This window comes from Streptomyces sp. NPDC048297 (assembly GCF_043201585.1).
In the GTDB taxonomy this organism is placed as follows: Bacteria; Actinomycetota; Actinomycetes; order Streptomycetales; family Streptomycetaceae; genus Streptomyces.
Map to the genome: position 1 here is coordinate 194,768 of NZ_JBICZA010000012.1, position 20,505 is coordinate 215,272.

Annotated in this window: 20 protein-coding genes; 15 read left to right on the forward strand and 5 right to left on the reverse strand. The window is 71.2% G+C overall.

All coding sequences use genetic code 11. The features are described 5' to 3' along the window. Positions 1 to 85: 85 nt before the first annotated feature. A complete protein-coding gene (locus ACGFYV_RS16110) occupies positions 86 to 1,291 on the forward strand; it encodes a sensor histidine kinase (RefSeq protein ID WP_393878988.1) in 1,206 nt (401 codons plus the stop codon). A gap of 109 nt (positions 1,292 to 1,400) precedes the next feature. Next, positions 1,401 to 2,072 carry a response regulator gene (locus ACGFYV_RS16115; protein WP_393878989.1) on the forward strand — a complete coding sequence of 224 codons (672 nt, stop codon included), beginning with the start codon at positions 1,401 to 1,403 and terminating at the stop codon, positions 2,070 to 2,072. A gap of 63 nt (positions 2,073 to 2,135) precedes the next feature. Here the strand turns inward: ACGFYV_RS16115 and ACGFYV_RS16120 are convergent, their stop codons facing one another. Next, positions 2,136 to 3,239: a DUF5937 family protein gene (locus ACGFYV_RS16120; protein WP_393878990.1), complete on the reverse strand. Its 1,104-nt coding sequence runs from the start codon at positions 3,237 to 3,239 to the stop codon at positions 2,136 to 2,138. 234 nt (positions 3,240 to 3,473) lie between these two features. Here ACGFYV_RS16120 and ACGFYV_RS16125 point away from each other — a divergent pair, with 234 nt between their 5' ends. Further along, on the forward strand, positions 3,474 to 3,680 hold the full coding sequence (locus tag ACGFYV_RS16125; protein ID WP_393878991.1) for a hypothetical protein: 207 nt from the start codon (positions 3,474 to 3,476) through the stop codon (positions 3,678 to 3,680). A 32-nt stretch (positions 3,681 to 3,712) separates the two neighbouring features. On the opposite strand, the gene ACGFYV_RS16130 is transcribed toward ACGFYV_RS16125, so the two are convergent. Then, on the reverse strand, positions 3,713 to 4,993 hold the full coding sequence (locus ACGFYV_RS16130) for a threonine aldolase family protein (RefSeq protein ID WP_393878992.1): 1,281 nt from the start codon (positions 4,991 to 4,993) through the stop codon (positions 3,713 to 3,715). 279 nt (positions 4,994 to 5,272) lie between these two features. Between ACGFYV_RS16130 and ACGFYV_RS16135 the strand changes: the two genes are divergently transcribed. The 10 genes from ACGFYV_RS16135 (at position 5,273) to ACGFYV_RS16180 (ending at position 14,298) form a co-directional block, all read left to right on the forward strand. Continuing rightward, positions 5,273 to 6,265 carry a Rossmann-like and DUF2520 domain-containing protein gene (locus ACGFYV_RS16135; protein ID WP_393878993.1) on the forward strand — a complete coding sequence of 331 codons (993 nt, stop codon included), beginning with the start codon at positions 5,273 to 5,275 and terminating at the stop codon, positions 6,263 to 6,265. Further along, positions 6,262 to 7,263 carry a pantoate--beta-alanine ligase gene (panC, locus tag ACGFYV_RS16140; RefSeq protein WP_393878994.1) on the forward strand — a complete coding sequence of 334 codons (1,002 nt, stop codon included), beginning with the start codon at positions 6,262 to 6,264 and terminating at the stop codon, positions 7,261 to 7,263. Before ACGFYV_RS16135 ends, panC begins: the two co-directional genes overlap by 4 nt. After that, positions 7,260 to 8,975 (forward strand): L-aspartate oxidase, encoded by a 1,716-nt coding sequence (locus ACGFYV_RS16145; RefSeq protein ID WP_393878995.1) that lies wholly within the window; start codon positions 7,260 to 7,262, stop codon positions 8,973 to 8,975. The genes panC and ACGFYV_RS16145 overlap by 4 nt, the downstream gene beginning before the upstream one ends. Positions 8,976 to 9,070: 95 nt before the next feature. Continuing rightward, a complete protein-coding gene (gene nadC, locus ACGFYV_RS16150; RefSeq protein WP_393878996.1) occupies positions 9,071 to 10,048 on the forward strand; it encodes a carboxylating nicotinate-nucleotide diphosphorylase in 978 nt (325 codons plus the stop codon). Between the two features lie 5 nt (positions 10,049 to 10,053). Beyond that, positions 10,054 to 10,851 (forward strand): type III pantothenate kinase, encoded by a 798-nt coding sequence (locus ACGFYV_RS16155; RefSeq protein WP_393878997.1) that lies wholly within the window; start codon positions 10,054 to 10,056, stop codon positions 10,849 to 10,851. Between the two features lie 220 nt (positions 10,852 to 11,071). Next, a complete protein-coding gene (locus tag ACGFYV_RS16160) occupies positions 11,072 to 11,722 on the forward strand; it encodes a hypothetical protein (RefSeq protein ID WP_393879039.1) in 651 nt (216 codons plus the stop codon). Positions 11,723 to 12,445: 723 nt separating this feature from the next. Further along, positions 12,446 to 12,622 carry a hypothetical protein gene (locus ACGFYV_RS16165; RefSeq protein WP_393878998.1) on the forward strand — a complete coding sequence of 59 codons (177 nt, stop codon included), beginning with the start codon at positions 12,446 to 12,448 and terminating at the stop codon, positions 12,620 to 12,622. A gap of 175 nt (positions 12,623 to 12,797) precedes the next feature. After that, positions 12,798 to 13,217 carry a BlaI/MecI/CopY family transcriptional regulator gene (locus ACGFYV_RS16170; RefSeq protein ID WP_393878999.1) on the forward strand — a complete coding sequence of 140 codons (420 nt, stop codon included), beginning with the start codon at positions 12,798 to 12,800 and terminating at the stop codon, positions 13,215 to 13,217. Between the two features lie 9 nt (positions 13,218 to 13,226). Continuing rightward, a complete protein-coding gene (locus ACGFYV_RS16175; protein WP_393879000.1) occupies positions 13,227 to 13,760 on the forward strand; it encodes an amino-acid N-acetyltransferase in 534 nt (177 codons plus the stop codon). 202 nt (positions 13,761 to 13,962) lie between these two features. After that, the gene (locus tag ACGFYV_RS16180; protein WP_393879001.1) at positions 13,963 to 14,298 is read left to right on the forward strand and encodes an Lsr2 family protein; all 336 of its coding nucleotides are present in this window, start codon (positions 13,963 to 13,965) and stop codon (positions 14,296 to 14,298) included. Here ACGFYV_RS16180 and ACGFYV_RS16185 read toward each other — a convergent pair. Beyond that, positions 14,277 to 15,089 carry an SCO3374 family protein gene (locus ACGFYV_RS16185; protein ID WP_393879002.1) on the reverse strand — a complete coding sequence of 271 codons (813 nt, stop codon included), beginning with the start codon at positions 15,087 to 15,089 and terminating at the stop codon, positions 14,277 to 14,279. The two genes, ACGFYV_RS16180 and ACGFYV_RS16185, sit on opposite strands and share 22 nt — an antisense overlap. Before the next feature lie 430 nt (positions 15,090 to 15,519). On the opposite strand from ACGFYV_RS16185, the gene ACGFYV_RS16190 reads away from it, so the two are divergent. After that, positions 15,520 to 18,045, forward strand: coding sequence for an ATP-dependent Clp protease ATP-binding subunit (locus ACGFYV_RS16190; RefSeq protein ID WP_393879003.1), 2,526 nt, complete (start codon positions 15,520 to 15,522; stop codon positions 18,043 to 18,045). A 161-nt stretch (positions 18,046 to 18,206) separates the two neighbouring features. On the opposite strand, the gene ACGFYV_RS16195 is transcribed toward ACGFYV_RS16190, so the two are convergent. Next, complete coding sequence (locus ACGFYV_RS16195; protein ID WP_393879004.1) at positions 18,207 to 18,833, reverse strand: HAD family acid phosphatase; 627 nt, start codon at positions 18,831 to 18,833, stop codon at positions 18,207 to 18,209. Positions 18,834 to 19,292: 459 nt separating this feature from the next. Here ACGFYV_RS16195 and ACGFYV_RS16200 point away from each other — a divergent pair, with 459 nt between their 5' ends. Then, entirely contained in the window at positions 19,293 to 19,844 is a 552-nt protein-coding gene (locus ACGFYV_RS16200; RefSeq protein ID WP_393879005.1) for a M23 family metallopeptidase, read from the forward strand. An 11-nt stretch (positions 19,845 to 19,855) separates the two neighbouring features. On the opposite strand, the gene ACGFYV_RS16205 is transcribed toward ACGFYV_RS16200, so the two are convergent. Then, positions 19,856 to 20,455, reverse strand: coding sequence for a TetR/AcrR family transcriptional regulator (locus ACGFYV_RS16205; RefSeq protein WP_393879006.1), 600 nt, complete (start codon positions 20,453 to 20,455; stop codon positions 19,856 to 19,858). Between the last annotated feature and the right edge of the window lie 50 nt (positions 20,456 to 20,505).

Here is a 20,505-nt window from a genome sequence, read left to right on the forward strand (position 1 = left end):
TCCACCTTGCGGAGTACACGCGCGGGGCGCGGATCGGTCCTCCGGTTGACCCCTGCACGCATTCGGTTTCCCTACTCTGGGTTACGTGCAGCGCCTCTATGACTTCCTCCGCCGGCACCCGACCTGGGTCGACAGCTTCTGGGCTGTCGTCCTGTTCGGGCTCTCCGGCGTGAGCGTGATGAACGTCAACGGGGCACACGACCACCACGGGACCGTCGCCGCGGGGATGGCCGTGTCCGCCGTCCTGTGTGTCGTCGTCGCGCTGCGGCGCCGCTTCCCGGAGGCGATGCTGCTGCTGGCCATCGCGACCGGGCTCCTCCAGCTGGTCCTGGACGTCGAGACGCTGCTCGCCGACTTCGCGATGCTGGTGATCACGTACACGGTCGCCACGATGAGTGCCCGCTGGGCCTCCCGGCTCGCCCTCGGCGTCAGCCTGGGCGCGGCGACGCTGGCGCAGATCCGCTGGCCCGCCCAGCACAGCAGCTTCCTCGGACAGGTCGCGATAGCCGCGTTCCAGACCGTCCCGTTCGCGCTCGCCTGGGTCCTCGGCGACTCCGTGCGCACCCGCCGGGCCTACTTCGCCCAGCTGGAGGAGCGCGCCGCCCGCCTGGAGAAGGAGCGCGAGGCGCAGGCCAAGGTCGCGGTGGCCGCCGAGCGCGCCCGGATCGCGCGCGAGCTGCACGACGTGGTCGCGCACAACGTGTCGGTGATGGTCGTCCAGGCCGACGGCGCCGCCTACGTCCTCGACGCCGCCCCCGACCAGGCGAAGACGGCCCTGGAGACGATCTCCTCCACCGGCCGTCAGGCCCTCGCCGAGATGCGCCGTCTGCTGGGCGTGCTGCGCACCGGGGAGCACCAGGAGAGCGGGGAGTACGTCCCCCAGCCCGACGTCGAGCAGATCGACGAGCTGGTCGAGAAGTGCCGCAGCTCCGGTCTGCCCGTCGACTTCAAGGTCGAGGGCACCCCGCGCCCGCTGCCCAGCGGGGTGGAGCTGACCGCGTACCGGATCGTCCAGGAGGCGCTCACCAACACCCGCAAGCACGGCGGGCCCAACACGGGCGCGAGCGTGCGGCTGGTCTACTTCGACGACGGGCTCGGCCTGCTCGTCGAGGACGACGGCCAGGGCGCACCGCACGAGCTGTACGAGGAGGGCGGCGCCGACGGCCAGGGGCACGGCCTGATCGGCATGCGCGAGCGGGTCGGCATGGTCGGCGGCACCCTGGACGCCGGTCCGCGCCCCGGCGGAGGATTCCGCATCAGTGCGCTGCTCCCGCTCAAACCAGCGCACTGACACCGACGCACGCCCTTTGTTGACACCTGTCACACCTGTCATACCTGTCACACCGGTCGCACGCCGGCGGCGACCGAAGACACGGAACACGGAAACGGAAGAGGACCCGATGGCGATCCGCGTGATGCTCGTCGACGACCAGGTGCTGCTGCGCACCGGGTTCCGGATGGTGCTCGCCGCCCAGCCGGACATGGAGGTCGTCGCCGAGGCGGGCGACGGCGTGGAGGCCCTCCAGGCGGTGCGCTCCACCGACGTCGACGTCGTCCTGATGGACGTCCGCATGCCGAAGCTGGACGGCGTCGAGGCCACCCGGCGGATCTGCGCGGAGCCGAATCCGCCGAAGGTGCTCATCCTGACCACGTTCGACCTGGACGAGTACGCCTTCTCCGGGCTGAAGGCGGGCGCCTCCGGCTTCATGCTCAAGGACGTGCCGCCCGGCGAGCTGCTGTCCGCGATCCGCGCGGTGCACAGCGGCGACGCGGTCGTGGCGCCCTCCACCACCCGGCGCCTGCTGGACCGGTTCGCGCCGATGCTGCCCGCCGCCGGCAAGGAGCCCCGGCACAAGGAGCTGGAGCGGCTGACCGACCGCGAGCGCGAGGTCATGGTGCTGGTCGCACAGGGCCTGTCGAACGGCGAGATCGCCGCCCGGCTGGTGCTGTCCGAGGCGACCGTGAAGACCCATGTGGGCCGCATCCTGACCAAGCTCGGGCTGCGGGACCGGGTGCAGGTGGTGGTGCTGGCGTACGAGACGGGGCTGGTCCGGGCCGGCGGCCACGGCTGAGCGGACCGCTGAGCAGACCGCCGAGTGGACCACTGAGCAGACCGCTGAGCGGACCCCCGCGCGTCAGCGCAGCACGCCCTCGATGAAGTCGCTGCCCAGGCGGGACACCGCGGACAGGTTCAGCTGGTGCTGCACGTACCGGCCCCGGCGGTAGTTGGTGATCAGGCCCGCCTTCTTCAGCACCGCCAGGTGCCGGGATATCTCGGGCGCCGACATGCCGTGCGCGTCGGCCAGTTCGCTCGTGGTGTACGGGGCGCGGGCCAGGTGCCGGCACAGCCGGATCCGCACCGGGTGGGCCAGTGCCTCCAGACGGCGCGTGAGCTGCTCGACGGACGGGGCCTCCGGGCGGGAGCCGCTGACCGGGTAGGTGATCGACGGCTGCCAGCCGTACCGGTGCAGGACCATCAGATGCGGCCGGCCCAGGCTGGTCGGCACCAGCACCAGGCCGCCGTCCCCGGTGGCGGTGCGGCCCACCACGAGCTTGTCGACCGTGACGAGCCCGGCCTCCTCGTCCAGCGAGACGGCACCGGAGAGCGACGCCATGGCCTCGCCGAGCCCCTTGCGGCGCAGCAGCTCGGTCTTGTGCCGGGCGTCGGCGGCGAGCTGGGGCTGGATCCGGGCCCAGGTGTCGGCGAAGAAGGCCTCGTCGCAGTCGAGCATCAGTTTGCGGAACCAGGCGCGCACGGCCGGCGGGTCGTCCAGCAGCTGCCGGGCGATCCGCTCCTGCACGGTGCCGCGCGCGGCGGCCAGTTCCAGGGCGCGCCGGCGCAGCCGCGGATCGTCCAGCGGCGCGACGTCCTGGACGTCGTAGCGCAGCTGGCAGCTGAACTCCAGCGCGGCGTTGACGAACTGCTCGTCCGTCAGCTTGTCCAGCAGGTCCAGCTCCTCGGCGAGCGTGGCGCCCGGGAGCGTACGCCGGCCGGGTATCCCGGCGAACGGGGCGAAGACGTCGGAGAACGTCGTACGCCACAGGAACTCCGCCTCGCACAGCCGGTCGGCCAGGCACGGGTCCAGCCGGGACGAGACGGCGGTCGCCCAGCCCTGCAGTTGCGGGTGGTGGCCGGGCTCGCTGAGCGCGTGCAGCGCCATCCCCAGCTCCGCCAGCGGAGAGGGCACGACGCAGACCCGCTCCGGCGGCAGCCCGGTGATGTCGATGGTCACGCTCATGCCCCCATCGTGCACCGTGCCACTGACAGTGCCCGCGCCGATTGACGACAGCCGTCAATCCACGGGACATCCGCACCGGTCAGGAGCAGTCTGAGGACACCGGGGCAGCCGCGGAGCCCGACCGGCCGGCGATCCGTCAGCGATCAGCCAGCGACCCGTCTCAGTGACCCGTCACAGTGACCCGTCACAGTGATCAGCCAGTGATCCGTCCACGTCCCGAGAGGGCGATCCGCCATGAGCATCACCCAGCAGTACCTCCTCGACGTCCACCGGGCCCGTATGCGCGGCGAGCCCGAGCCGCCCGCGCCGGGCCGCCACGACCTCGACCTGGTGCGCGAACTGCGTGAATACCGGCGCTTTCGCGCGGTCCTCGCCGAGCGTCCGGCCCGGGGCCGGATCCGCCGCGCGCTGAGCCGCCGGCCGCGGCCCGGCGCGCCGTAGCCGCACGACCCGCGCCGGCCGCTTCCTGCCGGCTACTTCCTGCCGGGCAGCCGGCTCACGAAGTCCCGGGCCGCGGCCCGGACGTCGTCCGCCGTCCACTCCAGGCCCGCGGCGCGGACGGTGACCTCGGTGAACGCGAGGCCGGGCCCGCCCGTGTCCCAGGGGTTCGCGAAGAGCATCACCGAGGTCTCCTCGGCCTGGCCGAGGGCCGCCTCCGTCAGCACCTCGGGGTCGTACGGCAGCCAGACCTGGAACTCGTGGGTGTGCGGCGGATCCGGGTACACGCGCGCCCAGGGCAGCCCGGCGTCCGCGAACCCCTCGCTCAGCGCGGCGGCCACCACGCGTGCGTGGCGCACGTACTCGGGCAGCCGGGGCAGCTCCCGATCCAGCCCGGCGAGCGCCGACAGCGCGGTCGGGAACTGCTGGAAGACCGTCCCGCCGTACCGGTGCCGCCAGGTCTTCGCCTCCTCGACCAGGGTCTTCGGGCCGGCGAGCGCGGCGCCGCCGAAGCCGTCGAGGGACTTGTAGAACGACACGTAGACGCTGTCCGCCAGGCTCGCGATCTCGTCCACCGGGCGGCCGAAGTGGACGGTGGACTCCCACAGGCGCGCCCCGTCGAAGTGGACCACCGCGTCGCGCTCCCGCGCCGCCTCGACGACCGCCGTCAGCTCCTCCCAGGTGGGCAGCACGAAACCGGCGTCCCGGAGAGGCAGTTCGAGCATCAGCGCCCCGAAGGGCTCCGGGAAGTCGCGGACCTCGGCGGCCGTGGGCAGCCGGGGCTCGCCGCTCACGATCACCGGGCGCAACCCGCTGACCTGGCTGAACGCATACCGTTCGTGCATCTCGGGGTGGGCCTTCGCGTGCAGGGCGACGGTGGGGTCGCCGGTGCGGCCCGCCCAGCAGCGCAGGGCGACCTGCTGGGCCATGGTGCCGGTCGGGAAGAACGCGGCCGCCTCGGTGCCGAGCAGTGCGGCGACCCGTTCCTCCAGGGCCTCCACGACCCCGTTGCCGTAGATGTCGGCCGGCTCGTCCAGGTCGTACACGCCCGGCGCCTCGTCCTGCAGCCGCGCGAGCCGCTCGCGGATCGTGCCGCCCCAGCCCGCGCGGGACAGGGTGCGCCGTGCGGCCCGCTGCGCGGCCCTGCGCCGCTTCCATATCCGCTCCCGCTCCGAGCGCTCGTCGCCCTGCCCGGCGGACCGCTCCTCACCCTCCTGTGAACTTCGCTCCGCACCCCGCTCTGGACCCCGCTCCGCACCCCGCTCCGCACCCTGCTCCGGCAACCGCTCTTCGTCCCGCTCAGCCGTATCCGTCATGGCGGGGATGATGCCGCGCACGGCCGTCCGGGGCACCGGAATTTCGCGGCACCCGGATTTCGCGGCACCGGGATTCCGAGGCGGCCGGGTCCTCGCGCGCGTGGCGTGACCCACGGGCTCGCGTGGCGTGACCCACGGGTTCGCGTGGCGTGACGCACAGACTCGCGTGGCGTGACCCACAGCCTGTGGACAGCCGGATGCCCCCGAAGCGGATAGCGTTAACATGACGAGAAATCGTCCGGTACCCAGAGCGGACTGGAACGGGAAGGCCGCCGTCGCGTGAGTACAGTCCACCAGTCAGATCCCCAGGACCGCCCCGCGCGGCTCACCGTCGGCGTCGTCGGCGCCGGACGGGTGGGCCCCGCCCTGGCCGCGTCCCTCCAGCTCGCCGGACACCGTCCGGTGGCCGTCTCCGGCGTCTCCGACGCCTCCCGCAGGCGCGCCGAGACGATGCTCCCCGACGTCCCGCTGGTGCCGCCCGCCGAGGTCATGGAGCGCGCCGACCTCGTCCTGCTGACCGTCCCCGACGACGCCCTGCCCGGCCTGGTCGCCGGGCTCGCCGAGACCGGCGCGGTCCGGCCGGGCCAGCTGCTCGTGCACACCTCCGGCCGGTACGGCACCGCCGTGCTCGACCCCGCCCGGCGCGCGGGCGCGCTGCCGCTCGCGCTGCACCCGGCGATGACCTTCACCGGCACCCCCGTGGACGTCCAGCGCCTGGCCGGCTGTTCCTTCGGCGTCACCGCGCCCGAGGAGCTGCGGCTGGCCGCCGAGGCGCTGGTCATCGAGATGGGTGGCGAGCCCGAGTGGATCAGCGAGGAGAACCGTCCGCTCTACCACGCGGCCCTCGCCCTCGGCGCCAACCACCTGGTGACCCTGGTCGCGCAGTCCATGGAGCTGCTGCGCGCGGCCGGCGTGGAGGCCCCCGACCGGATGCTCGGCCCGCTGCTCGGCGCCGCCCTGGACAACGCCCTGCGCTCTGGTGACGCGGCGCTCACCGGGCCCGTCGCGCGCGGCGACGCCGGCACGGTCGCCGCGCACGTCACCGAGCTGCGCAGGCACGCCCCGCAGACCGTCGCCGGCTATCTGGCGATGGCCCGCGCGACCGCCGACCGCGCCCTCGCCCACGGCCTGCTGAAGCCGGAGCTGGCCGAGGACCTGCTCGGGGTACTCGCCGAGGGACAGCACGGAACCGACGGCACGAACGGCACTCACGGCACGAACGGCACCGACGGCACCGACGGCACGAACGGCACCGAGGGGAACTCCCGATGACCACCGCCCTGCTGAGCACCGCCGACGAGCTGCACGCGCGCGTGCGCCACGGCCGCCGTGCCGTCGTGATGACCATGGGCGCCCTGCACGAGGGCCACGCCACGCTGATCCGCAGTGCGCGCCGGATCGCGGGAGCGGACGGCGAGGTCGTCGTCACCGTCTTCGTCAACCCGCTCCAGTTCGGCGCCGGCGAGGACCTGGACCGCTACCCGCGCACCCTGGACGCCGATCTGTCGCTCGCCGCTCAGGCGGGCGCCGACGCCGTGTTCGCGCCCTCCGTGGACGAGGTCTACCCGGGCGGCGAGCCCCAGGTCCGCATCTCCGCGGGCCCCATGGGCGAGCGCCTGGAGGGTGCCTCGCGCCCCGGCCACTTCGACGGGGTGCTGACCGTCGTCGCCAAGCTGCTGCACCTGACCCGGCCCGACGTGGCCCTGTTCGGGCAGAAGGACGCCCAGCAGCTGGCGCTGATCCGGCGCATGGTGCGCGATCTCAACTTCGGCATGGAGATCGTCGGCGTCCCCACGGTGCGCGAGGAGGACGGCCTCGCCCTCTCCAGCCGCAACCGCTACCTCTCCCCGCGCGAGCGCCACACCGCACTCGCCCTGTCCCGCGCCCTGTTCGCGGGCGGCGACCGGCACGCCGCGCAGGAGGCGCTGCGCGCGCGGGCCCTCGAAGTGCCCTCCACGCACGCGCGTGCCGAGGCGCTCAGCGCCATAGGGGAGTCCCGCGCGGCAGCCGACGCGCACGCCGTGGCCACGGTCGCGCCCGGCGCCCCGGCCGCCGTCCGCGCGGCCGCCCGCCAGGTCCTGGACGAGGCCGCCCGCCTCGACCCGCCGCTGCGCCTCGACTACCTCGCGCTGGTCGACCCGTCCGACTTCACCGAGATCGGTGACGACTTCACCGGCGAGGCCGTCCTCGCCGTCGCCGCCCGGGTCGGCTCGACCCGGCTGATCGACAACCTGCCCCTCACCTTCGGATCCCTCGGAGCCGCCTCGTGACCAGCACAGGTATACGACTGCACGCGCCCGCACCTGGGTGGTCCATCGCCGCGGACGTGGTCGTCGTCGGATCCGGGGTGGCCGGCCTGACCGCCGCCCTGCGCTGCGAGGCCGCGGGCCTGACGACGGTCGTCGTCACCAAGGCCCGGCTGGACGACGGCTCGACGCGCTGGGCGCAGGGCGGCATCGCCGTCGCCCTCGGCGAGGGCGACACCCCCGAGCAGCACCTCGAGGACACCCTGGTGGCGGGCGCGGGCCTGTGCGACGAGGACGCTGTACGCATCCTCGTCACCGAGGGCCCCGACGCCGTACGGCGGCTGATCTCGACCGGTGCCCACTTCGACACCGACGACGAGGGTGGCATCCAGCTCACCCGCGAGGGCGGCCACCACCGGCGCCGGATCGTGCACGCGGGCGGCGACGCCACGGGCGCGGAGGTCTCCCGGGCGCTCGTGGAGGCCGCCCACGCGCGCGGGGTGCGCACGATCGAGAACGCGCTCGTGCTGGACCTGCTGACCGACGCCGAGGGCCGCACGGCCGGCGTCACCCTGCACGTGATGGGCGAGGGCCAGCACGACGGCGTGGGCGCCGTGCACGCCCCCGCGGTCGTCCTCGCGACCGGCGGCATGGGCCAGGTGTTCGCCGCGACCACCAACCCGTCCGTCTCCACCGGCGACGGCGTGGCGCTGGCGCTGCGCGCGGGCGCGGAGGTCAGCGACCTGGAGTTCGTGCAGTTCCACCCGACCGTGCTGTTCCTCGGCGCCGACGCCGAGGGCCAGCAGCCGCTGGTCTCCGAGGCCGTGCGCGGCGAGGGCGCCCACCTGGTCGACGCCGACGGCGTGCGCTTCATGGTGGGGCAGCACGAACTGGCCGAGCTCGCACCCCGGGACATCGTCGCCAAGGGCATCATGCGGCGGATGCAGGAACGGGACGCCGAGCACATGTACCTCGACGCCCGGCACTTCGGCGCCGACATGTGGGAGCACCGTTTCCCGACGATCCTGGCCGCCTGCCGCGCCAACGGCATCGACCCGGTCACCGAGCCCATCCCGATCGCCCCGGCCGCCCACTACGCCTCCGGAGGCGTGCGCACCGACGCCCGCGGGCGTACGACGGTGCCCGGCCTGTACGCGTGCGGGGAGGTCGCCTGCACGGGCGTGCACGGCGCCAACCGGCTCGCCTCCAACTCCCTGCTCGAAGGCCTCGTCTACGCCGAGCGCATCGCCGCCGACATCGCCGCGGCCCACGCGGACGACGGCCTCCACGCGCGCGTGCCCGTACCGGTCCCCGACCCCGACAAGCCCGCGCACCCCCTGCTCGCCCCCGAGGCCCGCTTCGCCATCCAGCGGATCATGACCGAGGGCGCGGGCGTCCTGCGCTCGCGGGAGTCCCTGGCGAGGGCCGCCGACCAGCTCCAGAGGCTGCACAGCGAGGCGCGCGACGCCCTCGACGAGAACGGCAAGACCGCCGAGCCCGGCGTCGACACCTGGGAGGCCACCAACCTCCTGTGCGTGGCCCGCGTCCTGGTCGCCGCCGCCCTGCTGCGCGAGGAGACCCGCGGCTGCCACTGGCGCGAGGACCGCGCCGAGCGCGACGACGCGCGATGGCGGCGGCACATCGTGGTACGGATCAACCCCGACCGGTCCCTGGCCGTGCACACCACGGACACCGCGGACTTCCCCCCGACCCGGCCCACGCGGACTTCGCCATGACCCGGTCCACGCCGACTTCCCCCGACCCGGTCCACGCCGACCTCCCCCCGACCCGGCCCACCCGGCACCACCCGCGCCCCCAGGAGCACTGAACTGTGAGCACCGACGACCTTCCCCTCGCCCCGACCGGCGGCTGCGGTGACGACTGCGCCTGCGGCGCCGAGGGCGACGAGGAGTACCTGGAGTGCGGGCTCGACCCCGCGCTCGCCGAGCTGCTGGCCGAGGCCGGGCTCGACCCCATCGAGGTCGAGGACATCGCCAACGTCGCCATCCAGGAGGACCTGGACGGCGGTGTGGACGTGACGACGGTCGCCACCATCCCCGAGGACGCGGTGGCCACCGGCGACTTCACCGCGCGCGAGGCGGGCGTCGTGGCCGGCCTGCGGGTCGCCGAGGCCGTGCTCTCGATGGTGTGCACGGACGAGTTCGAGGTCGAGCGGCACGTCGAGGACGGCGACCGCGTCGAGGCCGGGCAGAAGCTGCTGTCGGTCACCGCGCGCACGCGCGACCTGCTCACCGCCGAGCGCAGCGCGCTGAACATCCTGTGCCGGCTGTCCGGCATCGCGACCGCCACGCGCGCGTGGGCGGACGCCCTGGAGGGCAGCCGCACCCGGGTCCGCGACACCCGCAAGACCACCCCGGGCCTGCGGTCCCTGGAGAAGTTCGCGGTGCGCTGCGGCGGGGGCGTCAACCACCGCATGTCGCTGTCCGACGCCGCCCTGGTCAAGGACAACCACGTGGTCGCCGCCGGCGGTGTGTCCCAGGCCTTCAAGGCCGTACGGGAGGCCTTCCCGGAGCTGCCGATCGAGGTCGAGGTCGACACCCTGCACCAGCTGCGCGAGGTCGTGGACGCGGGCGCCGACCTGATCCTGCTGGACAACTTCACGCCCGGCGAGTGCGAGGAGGCCGTCGGCATTGTGGCCGGGCGGGCGCTGCTGGAGGCCTCCGGCCGGCTCACGCTGGACAACGCGCGCGCGTATGCCGAGACCGGTGTGGACTTCCTGGCCGTCGGCGCCCTCACCCACTCCTCGCCGATCCTGGACATCGGCCTGGACCTGCGCGAGGCGGAGTAACGGCCATGCTGCTCACGATCGACGTCGGCAACACGCACACCGTTCTCGGCCTGTTCGACGGCGAGGACATCGTCGAGCACTGGCGTATCTCCACGGACTCGCGCCGCACGGCGGACGAGCTGGCAGTGCTGCTGCAGGGCCTGATGGGCATGCACCCGCTGCTCGGCGAGGAGCTGGGCGACGGCATCGACGGCATCGCGATCTGCGCGACCGTGCCGTCCGTGCTGCACGAGCTGCGCGAGGTCACCCGGCGCTACTACGGCGACGTGCCCGCGGTCCTGGTCGAGCCGGGCGTGAAGACGGGCGTGCCGATCCTCACCGACAACCCCAAGGAGGTCGGCGCCGACCGGATCATCAACGCGGTCGCGGCCGTGGACATGTACGGCGGCCCGGCGATCGTCGTCGACTTCGGTACGGCCACGACCTTCGACGCGGTCTCCGCGCGCGGGGAGTACGTCGGCGGGGTCATCGCGCCCGGCATCGAGATCTCCGTGGAGGCGCTCGGCGTCAAGGGCGCGCAGCTGCGGAAGATCGAGGTGGCCCGGCCGCGGAGCGTGATCGGCAAGAACACCGTGGAGGCCATGCAGGCGGGCATTGTGTACGGGTTCGCCGGGCAGGTCGACGGCGTGGTGAGCCGGATGGCCCGGGAACTGGCCGAGGACCCGGACGACGTCACGGTGATCGCCACGGGCGGTCTGGCGCCGATGGTGCTGGGGGAGTCCTCGGTGATCGACGAGCACCAGCCGTGGCTGACGCTCATCGGACTGCGCCTGGTGTACGAGCGGAACGTGTCCCGCATGTGACCCGCGGAACGTGTCCCGTGCGTGACCCGTGGGTGAGGTGAGGTGACCCGCGGGCGAGGTGACCGGCAGGTGAGGTGACCGGCGCCCGGCTGGTGCCGTTCGGGCGCCGGCCGGGGGAAACCGGGAGCGACACGCGGCGACACAACAGTCCGATCCGTCACTTTTGTCCGATTAGCGGTAGCGTCGCCGCATGCCCACGCCATACGGATCCCGCGGCGGCATGGCGTTCGGCGTGGAGGAGCTGCGTGTGCTCCGCCGCGCCCTCGCCCTCGCCCTTCAGCCCGGCCACGCGTCCACTGAGGATGTGCAGGACTGCTTCCACCTCGCCGAGTCGCTCGACGAGGCGATGTGTGAGGGGGTCAGGCTGCGCGCCTTCCTGGTAACCGATCTCGGCCGGTACCGATCCGCCCTGCCGGGCACCGCCGCCGGGTACCTCACGCTCCTGGAGGAGGCGCTGGGCGCCGGGCACCGGCCGACCCCGGACGACCTCGCCGCGCTCCGTGCGCTGCGCGGGAACCCGGTCGCCGCCGCCCTGCTCGACCGCTGCCAGATCCTCGCCGAGCAGGACGTACGGGCCCGCTTCGCCCGGGGTGCGCGCACGGTCCCCGCTCCCGCCGTACCGCCCTCCCGGAGCCGCCTGACGGCCCTCCCGGGCGGCGCGCGCGAGGCCGTGGCCGCAGAGGCCGGGGAGGCGGAGAAACAGCCCCAGAAGCCCGCACAGAAGCCCGGCCGCCCCCCGTCGGAGCGGCCCGCCCCCGAGCCCGAGAGCCCGAAGCGCCCCATCCCCACCCCCGGCGAGGTCTTCCCCCGCCGCAAACCCCCCACAGCCCCGGCCGACCCCCAAAACCCCCGCCAACTAGCCGCCGGCTGACCCACCCCACCGCCCCCCAGCCCAGCCGCCCCACCACCGGCTGGGCACCCCACCGCCCCGCCCCCATCGCAACCAGGCCGCCACCCCTCCGCCGGCCAACCCCTTCGCCACCACCGGCAGGTAGCCCCCGCCGACCCGCCACAGCCGTACGGCCCGTCGCAGGCCAACCCCTTTGCGGCCCCGGCCGGCCGCGGGCCGCCCCCTGGAGGCCCTGCCGATTCGCCGCTGTCAGGTAGCCGGTCGCCGGTCGCCCCTTCTGCCGTCCCGTCCGGGCCTGCGGCGGCCTCCCCGGCCAGTCGCCCGGCCACCCTCCCGCAACCAACCGACCTGCCGCCGTCCGGCCTCCCTGCCGTCCCGGCCCGGCCGCTGGCCGCCCGGCCCACCTGCCGAAGCCATGCGGCCCGTCGTGGGCGACCCCCCTTTGTCGTCCCAGCTCGGCCGCTGGCCACCCCCTGGCTGGCAGCCGTCGCCGCTTCACCGCTGTCGGGTAGCCGGTCTCTGGCCGACCTTCTGCCGTCCCGTCCCGTCCGGGCCCGCGCCGCCCTCCAGCCCCCGCCCGGCCGGGCTGCCGCAATCAGCCGGCCCGCCGCAGGTGGGGCCCCGGCAGCCCGTCCCCTGCCCATCCAGTAGCGGGCGACTTTGTGGGGTGGTGGGTGGTCGGCCCGGTGGGCGACACGCGTACCCCGGCCCCTTCGTCTTCGTGTGCCTGGCTACTCTGGAGGCATGGACTACGTCTCCGCGCTCGTGCCCCCCATCGTCATGGCCGCGTTCTTCATCGGTGTGGTCAGGGTGATCGTGAAGACCCAGGGCGGGGCCGCCAAGGCCAAGGAGGACGCGGCTGTCGACGCCGCCCTCGCGCGCGTGGAGGGCGTCGGCAAGGCGTCCACCGGCGACGCCTGATCCCACGGCTCACCCGGCGCCCGTTCCGCGTCGGCCGTTCCGGCGTACGACTCCCGCACGCAGCATCGTGCTTTCGAGTCGTACGCCCTTTTTGTTCGCATTTGCCGCCAAAGCGCACGTTAGGTGTGTCATTGGGCGTGATCTCCCACTATTGTTCTGAGCTGTGCCTCGCCCATTGGGAGAACTCGAAGACGCCGTGATGACCCGGGTGTGGAAGTGGAACCGCCCGGTAACTGTTCGAGAAGTCCTGGAAGACCTGCAGCGGGAACGGTCCATCGCGTACACCACCGTGATGACCGTTTTGGACAATCTCCATCAGAAGGGCTGGGTGCGACGCGAGGCGGAAGGGCGCGCCTATCGATATGAGGCCGTCTCGACCAGGGCCGCGTACGCCGCCGCCCTGATGAACGACGCATGGTCGCAGAGCGACAACCCGGCGGCGGCTCTCGTCGCCTTCTTCGGGATGATGAGCGACGAACAGCGCCAGGCCCTCAGGGACGCGTGGCGCATCGTCCAGGGACCGGAAACACGAGAGTCCCCACAAGACGCGCAAGGGCAGAACCCCGGCTCGGCGACGGAGGCCGACGAGCGATAGCGTCCGCTCATGTCAGCACAGCGCCCCGAACCCCCCGCAAAAGCCATCACCGTCCGGCGGGCCCGGACCAGCGATGTCCCTGCCGTGCGCCGTCTCCTCGACGACTACACCCGTGAGCGCATCCTGCTCGACAAAGCCACGGTCACCCTTTACGAGGACATCCAGGAGTTCTGGGTCGCGGAACGCGACGACAACGCCGAGGTGGTCGGCTGCGGTGCCCTGCACGTGATGTGGGAAGACCTCGCGGAGGTGCGCACTCTCGCGGTGAAGCCCGGCCTCAGGGGCGCCGGAGTCGGTCATCACTTGCTGGAGAAGTTGCTGCAGACCGCGCGCTGGCTCGGTGTTCGCCGCGTTTTCTGTCTGACCTTCGAAGTCGACTTCTTCGGGAAGCACGGCTTCGTGGAGATCGGTGAGACACCGGTCGACACCGATGTGTACGCGGAGCTCTTGCGTTCCTATGACGAGGGCGTCGCGGAGTTCCTCGGTCTCGAACGAGTGAAACCGAACACCTTGGGCAACAGCCGGATGCTTCTGCATCTGTGATCGCCATTGCCCCGGTTCCCTATGTCCGAAACGCGCATGTTTCCGGGCCGGGAGCGGCCCCTGGGTCTCTCCCAGGGGTTTGTGTTTTTCCGGCAAAAGCGGTTTGCTTTCCGACGTACTGCAGTACTGCATATAACAGGGGCGGCGAAACGGCGGACGCCGCTCACCCCTCACCCTGACGTTATCGATGAAAGGAAATCCGGTGGCACAGAAGGTTCAGGTCCTTCTTGTCGACGACCTCGACGGTGGCGAGGCCGACGAGACCGTGACGTTCGCGCTGGACGGCAAGACCTACGAGATCGACCTCACGACCGGCAATGCTGACAAGCTGCGCGGCCTTCTCGACCCCTATGTGAAGGGCGGCCGGCGCACCGGTGGCCGTGCCTCGGGCGGGCGTGGAAAGGCGCGTGCCGCTGCCGGTGGCAGCCAGGACACCGCGGCGATCCGCGCCTGGGCGAAGGAGAACGGTTACGAGGTCAACGACCGCGGCCGCGTCCCCGCGTCCATCCGCGAGGCCTACGAGAAGGCCAACGGCTGATCTCGCCGCAAGGCGGGCGGCCCGGCGCTCAGGCGCCGCAGCCGGACCCGGTGGCACTGTGCTGCCACCGTGTCCACCAGTCGTACGAGATCGGGAGCACCCCCGACGGCCGGCAGCGCCGGCAGCGAAGTCTCCAGCTCGCACCCCGGCTCAGGGGGCCGCAGCCATACGGCGGCCCCCTGCACGGAACCCGCACCCCGCACGGATCCCGCACTCTGCACGGCATCCGCACCCCGCACGGATCCCGCACCCTGCACGGCATCCGCACCCCGCACGGATCCCGCACCCTGCACGGCATCCGCACCCCGCACGGATCCCGCACCCTGCACGGACCCCGCACTCTCCCCGGCGGCCGAAGCCGCCCCCGTACGGTCGCGCACCGGCGGCGGACCCATGTCGCGGGACCGCTCGGGCCGCGCCGGCGCCTCCATCAGGCCCCCGGCGCCCATGGTCCGCAGATCCAGGTCCAGCGGCCCCCACTCCAGCCAGTCCAGCAGCTCCGGCAGCTGCTCCGCGCTGCCCGCGGCCACCAGTAGCCGCATCCGCTCGCCCCGCAGGGCCACCGGAGAGCCCGCCGCGAGATGCCGGAGCGCCGCGGCGCCCGCCTCGGCCGGCACGTCCAGGACGTCGAACCGCACCCCCGTGACCAGCCGCAGCGGCCGGCCGGGCACTGTCGCCCACCTCAGTTCGTTCTCGTACCAGTGCCGGGCCCCGGCGGTGGGGCCGGGGCCGGGGTCGGACGGACGACGGGGAGGGGGGACCGTGGAGATCAAGGGGACCGAGCCAGCCATGCCACGTGCAACCGCCGAAGCACACCGAGAGTTACGCTGGGCGTGCCAGTGATCGCGCAGAGTGCCCAAGAGGGGGGCATGTGGGGCCCTGGGGAGGCGCAAGGTTGTTCGCCCATAGCGGAGGGAACCGGGGCGCGCGGCATGGAGTGTCAGTCCCTGCGGGTAAGACATGCCTAGTGGGAGGGGGCGACCCGCGGATTCGGCGGTCTCACGTTCGCCATCGGCGTACTGGCGAGTGGGGTAACTGCCTGGCCTGCGGGAACATCGTCTCGCACCATCGGGTTGGAGCATATGTCGGCGTTCGGGGTCAGGAGGCCAAGGACGGTGTCGGCAGTTGGAATGAGCGGTCCCCGCTTGCGGGACTAAGCTGCGGAAGGACAGGGAGGGGAAGTTCCCCCCACTGCCTGACCGCTCTGAGGAGCGATTAACGATGTTCGAGAGGTTCACCGACCGCGCGCGGCGGGTTGTCGTCCTGGCTCAGGAAGAAGCCCGGATGCTCAACCACAACTACATCGGCACCGAGCACATCCTCCTGGGTCTCATCCACGAGGGTGAAGGTGTCGCCGCTAAGGCCCTGGAGAGCCTCGGCATTTCGCTCGAGGCGGTCCGCCAGCAGGTGGAGGAGATCATCGGTCAGGGCCAGCAAGCCCCGTCCGGGCACATTCCCTTCACCCCCCGTGCCAAGAAGGTCCTGGAGCTGTCGCTCCGCGAGGCTCTTCAGCTGGGTCACAACTACATCGGCACGGAGCACATCCTGCTCGGCCTGATCCGTGAGGGCGAGGGCGTCGCCGCCCAGGTCCTGGTCAAGCTGGGCGCAGACCTCAACCGGGTGCGGCAGCAGGTCATCCAGCTGCTCTCCGGCTACCAGGGCAAGGAGACCGCCACCGCCGGCGGCCCGGCCGAGGGCACCCCCTCGACCTCTCTCGTCCTGGACCAGTTCGGCCGGAACCTCACCCAGGCAGCTCGTGAGTCCAAGCTCGACCCGGTCATCGGGCGCGAGAAGGAGATCGAGCGGGTCATGCAGGTGCTGTCCCGCCGTACCAAGAACAACCCGGTCCTGATCGGTGAGCCCGGCGTCGGCAAGACCGCCGTCGTCGAGGGCCTCGCCCAGGCCATCGTCAAGGGCGAGGTGCCCGAGACCCTCAAGGACAAGCACCTCTACACCCTGGACCTCGGCGCCCTGGTCGCCGGCTCCCGCTACCGCGGTGACTTCGAGGAGCGCCTGAAGAAGGTCCTCAAGGAGATCCGCACCCGCGGCGACATCATCCTGTTCATCGACGAGCTGCACACGCTGGTCGGTGCGGGTGCCGCCGAGGGCGCCATCGACGCCGCCTCCATCCTGAAGCCGATGCTGGCCCGTGGTGAGCTGCAGACCATCGGTGCGACCACCCTGGACGAGTACCGCAAGCACCTGGAGAAGGACGCGGCCCTGGAGCGCCGTTTCCAGCCCATCCAGGTCGCCGAGCCGTCCCTGCCGCACACGATCGAGATCCTCAAGGGTCTGCGCGACCGGTACGAGGCCCACCACCGCGTCTCCATCACGGACGAGGCACTGGTCCAGGCCGCCACCCTGGCCGACCGCTACATCTCGGACCGCTTCCTGCCGGACAAGGCGATCGACCTGATCGACGAGGCCGGCTCCCGGATGCGCATCCGCCGGATGACCGCGCCGCCGGACCTGCGCGAGTTCGACGAGAAGATCGCCGCCGTCCGCCGGGACAAGGAGTCCGCGATCGACTCGCAGGACTTCGAGAAGGCCGCCTCCCTGCGCGACAAGGAGAAGCAGCTCCTGGCCGCCAAGGCCAAGCGGGAGAAGGAGTGGAAGGCCGGCGACATGGACGTCGTCGCCGAGGTCGACGGCGAGCTGATCGCCGAGGTCCTCGCCACGGCCACCGGTATCCCGGTCTTCAAGCTGACCGAGGAGGAGTCCAGCCGCCTGCTCCGCATGGAGGAGGAGCTGCACAAGCGGGTCATCGGCCAGGTCGACGCCGTCAAGGCGCTGTCCAAGGCGATCCGCCGTACGCGCGCCGGTCTGAAGGACCCGAAGCGTCCCGGTGGTTCGTTCATCTTCGCCGGCCCGTCCGGTGTCGGTAAGACCGAACTGTCCAAGGCGCTCGCCGAGTTCCTCTTCGGTGACGAGGATGCGCTGATCTCCCTCGACATGTCGGAGTTCAGCGAGAAGCACACCGTCTCGCGTCTCTTCGGTTCGCCCCCCGGCTACGTGGGCTACGAAGAGGGCGGTCAGCTGACGGAGAAGGTCCGCCGCAAGCCGTTCTCGGTCGTCCTCTTCGACGAGGTCGAGAAGGCCCACCCGGACATCTTCAACTCGCTGCTGCAGATCCTGGAGGACGGTCGCCTGACCGACTCCCAGGGCCGAGTCGTGGACTTCAAGAACACGGTCATCATCATGACGACCAACCTCGGCACCCGGGACATCTCCAAGGGCTTCAACCTGGGCTTCGCCGCCCAGGGCGACACGAAGTCCAACTACGAGCGCATGAAGAACAAGGTCTCGGACGAGCTGAAGCAGCACTTCCGGCCCGAATTCCTCAACCGCGTCGACGACGTGGTCGTCTTCCCGCAGCTGACGCAGGAGGACATCCTGCGGATCGTCGACCTGATGATCGGCAAGGTGGACGAGCGCCTGAAGGACCGGGACATGGGCATCGAGCTGTCCCAGTCCGCCAAGGAACTGCTGTCCAAGAAGGGTTACGACCCCGTGCTGGGCGCCCGGCCGCTGCGCCGCACCATCCAGCGCGAGATCGAGGACACGCTCTCCGAGAAGATCCTCTTCGGCGAGCTGCGCCCCGGTCACATCGTGGTCGTGGACACCGAGGGCGAGGGCGATTCCCAGACCTTCACCTTCCGCGGTGAGGAGAAGTCGGCACTGCCCGACGTCCCGCCGATCGAGCAGGCGGCCGGCGGAGCCGGGCCGAACCTGAGCAAGGACGCGTGATCCTTCGGTGATCCGCTGATCAGCCGAAAGGGGCCGGTGCTTTCCAGCACCGGCCCCTTTCGGCGTTTTCGGATCAGGGCGGCAATCGGGCCAGGACATTCGGCCAGGACATTCGCCCGGGGCGTTCGGTCAGGACAACTGACCTTCAGGACGACTGGCCATCAGGACAACTGACCGTTGTAGTCCGGCAGTTTGTACGTCTTCTCGGCGTGGCCGCCGGAGAGGTCGGTGGCGCTGTTGCCGACGTTCGCGATGATCGTGTAGCCCTGGTTCTCGATGTCGACGCGCTGGGCGGTCTTGTAGGCGGCGACGTCCTTGAACAGGTCGAACAGGCCGCGGACGTACAGCCCGGAGACGTCGTAGCCGTCGTGTTCGAGGTTGTACTCGGTGGGCCAGTAGATGATGCCCGGTCGCGCGGTGACGAAGAACAGCTTCACGCCGTGCTGCTGGGCGTACTGGGCGACGTTCAGGACGGGCTTGTTGGCCGGCTGCGGGTAGGAGAATCCGAAGTCGGTCTCCAGCGTGGTGTTGTCGATGTCGAAGACGATCGCCTGCTTCTCGCCCGGCTCGGCGTGGGCGATGCGGTGCTTGAGGTAGGGCAGGGCCTGGTCCATGACCGTCTGGCAGTCCTTCTGCCAGGTCGCGTAGTCGGTCTTGCCGGTGGCGGCCGGCGCGGCGGCGGCCGGGGCGGCGGAGTCGGCCGCCTGCGCGGGGACGGCCAGCGCGGCGAGCGCGGCCACGGAGACGGCGGTGACGGAAATCCGGCGCGCCCAGGGGCGTGTGGTCATCGGTGGGGGTCCTCTCGCGTCCGTACGCGCTGCACGGCCTGAAGGGTGAAGTGTCAGGGGCATGATCTTCTGCGTGGGTGTCGCGAGGGGAACCGTAAGGTTACTGATGGGTAGGTGGATAGAGGCCTGCGTCACATTTCCCCGGCTGATGGCCCAGGGAACCGGTGACATGGCACACAGCGAAATAGCCCGTACTAACCCTGGCCGTAGGATCATAAAAGGAACAAAAAGGGCTTTATGGGTGACGCTGGTGAGTGAAAGGGCACGTCAGGTGGGTGGTGTCCAAAATGGGTTAACTGTCAAGAAGTGGGTTAGTTTGATGTTGTCTACGGCTCTGAGTCGTAGATCGGGGGTATTGAGCGCTGATGGGGTGGCGGGTTACCAATGAATGGCCCACCCGCCGAGCGGAAGCATTCGTGCGACGGGTGGCTCTCTGTTCCCCGACTTGACGAGGTCTAGATGTTCCAGCGCTTCACGTCCCGTAACTCCCGTACGTCCTCGCTCCGCAACCGCGCGGCCGTCCTGGCCGTCGGAATGGGCGCCACGGCCGTACTGGGCAGCGGGATCGCGAGCGCCGCGACCCCCTCCGCGGCCTCCTGGGTCGACCCGGTGAAGAAGTACACCCTGTCGGCCAGCTTCATGCAGTCCGGCAGCCACTGGGTCGCCAAGCACAGCGGTCAGGACTTCGCCGTGCCGACCGGCACCGAGGTCATCGCGGCGCACGGCGGCACCGTCGTCAAGGCCGGCCCCAACGGCGCCGGTGACGGCCCCGCGTACGGCAACGCCGTCGTCATCAAGCACGGCAACGGGACCTACTCGCAGTACGCGCACCTGTCCCGGATCGACGTCAAGGTCGGCCAGGTCGTCAAGACCGCCCAGCACATCGCCCTCTCGGGCAGCACCGGCAACTCCACCGGCCCGCACCTGCACTTCGAGATCCGTACGACCCCGAACTACGGCTCCGCGGTCGACCCGGTCGCCTTCCTGCACTCCAAGGGCGTCAAGGTCTGACCTGACGTCGGCTAGTCACCCCGGTGGGCGCCCTCGTGCGCCTGGGTGACGAGATCCATGGCGACCTCGAGAACGGCTTCGCGCTTCTTCTCGGGGTCGCCTTCCAGGTCCTGCATCACGAACATCCCCGCGTGCATCGTGAAGAGCGCGCTGATGCAGCGGACCTGGTCCGCGAGCCGGGCCTCGGGATCGATGATGATGTCCCGCAGGCCGCGCATCCGGTCCTTGAAGGTGTCGCCGATGCGCAGATCCCGTACGGTCGCCTGGTTCTCCTGCATGAAGCGGAACAGCGGTTCCGCGCCGGCCAGGGCCTCGCTGTAGCGCCGTATGATCTCGTGCTTGTTCTCCAGGGTGTGCGGGCGGCTCCTGCCCCACTCGATCAGTTCCTCGATCGGCTGCGTCAGATCCTCGAAGAGGCTGACGATGATCTCTTCCTTCGTCTTGAAGTGGTAGTAGAGAGCCGCCTTCGTGACGTCGAGACGCTCGGCGATCTCCCGCAGAGAGGTCTTCTCGTAGCCCTGCTCCGCGAAGAGTTCGAGTGCCACGTCCTGGATGCGCTGGCGGGTGTTGCCGCGGCGCTGCTGCTTGGTGCCGTCCATGGTGACGCCCATCCTCGTACTCCTCGCGCTCCTGCGGAAACTTACTTGACGACCGGCTAGTT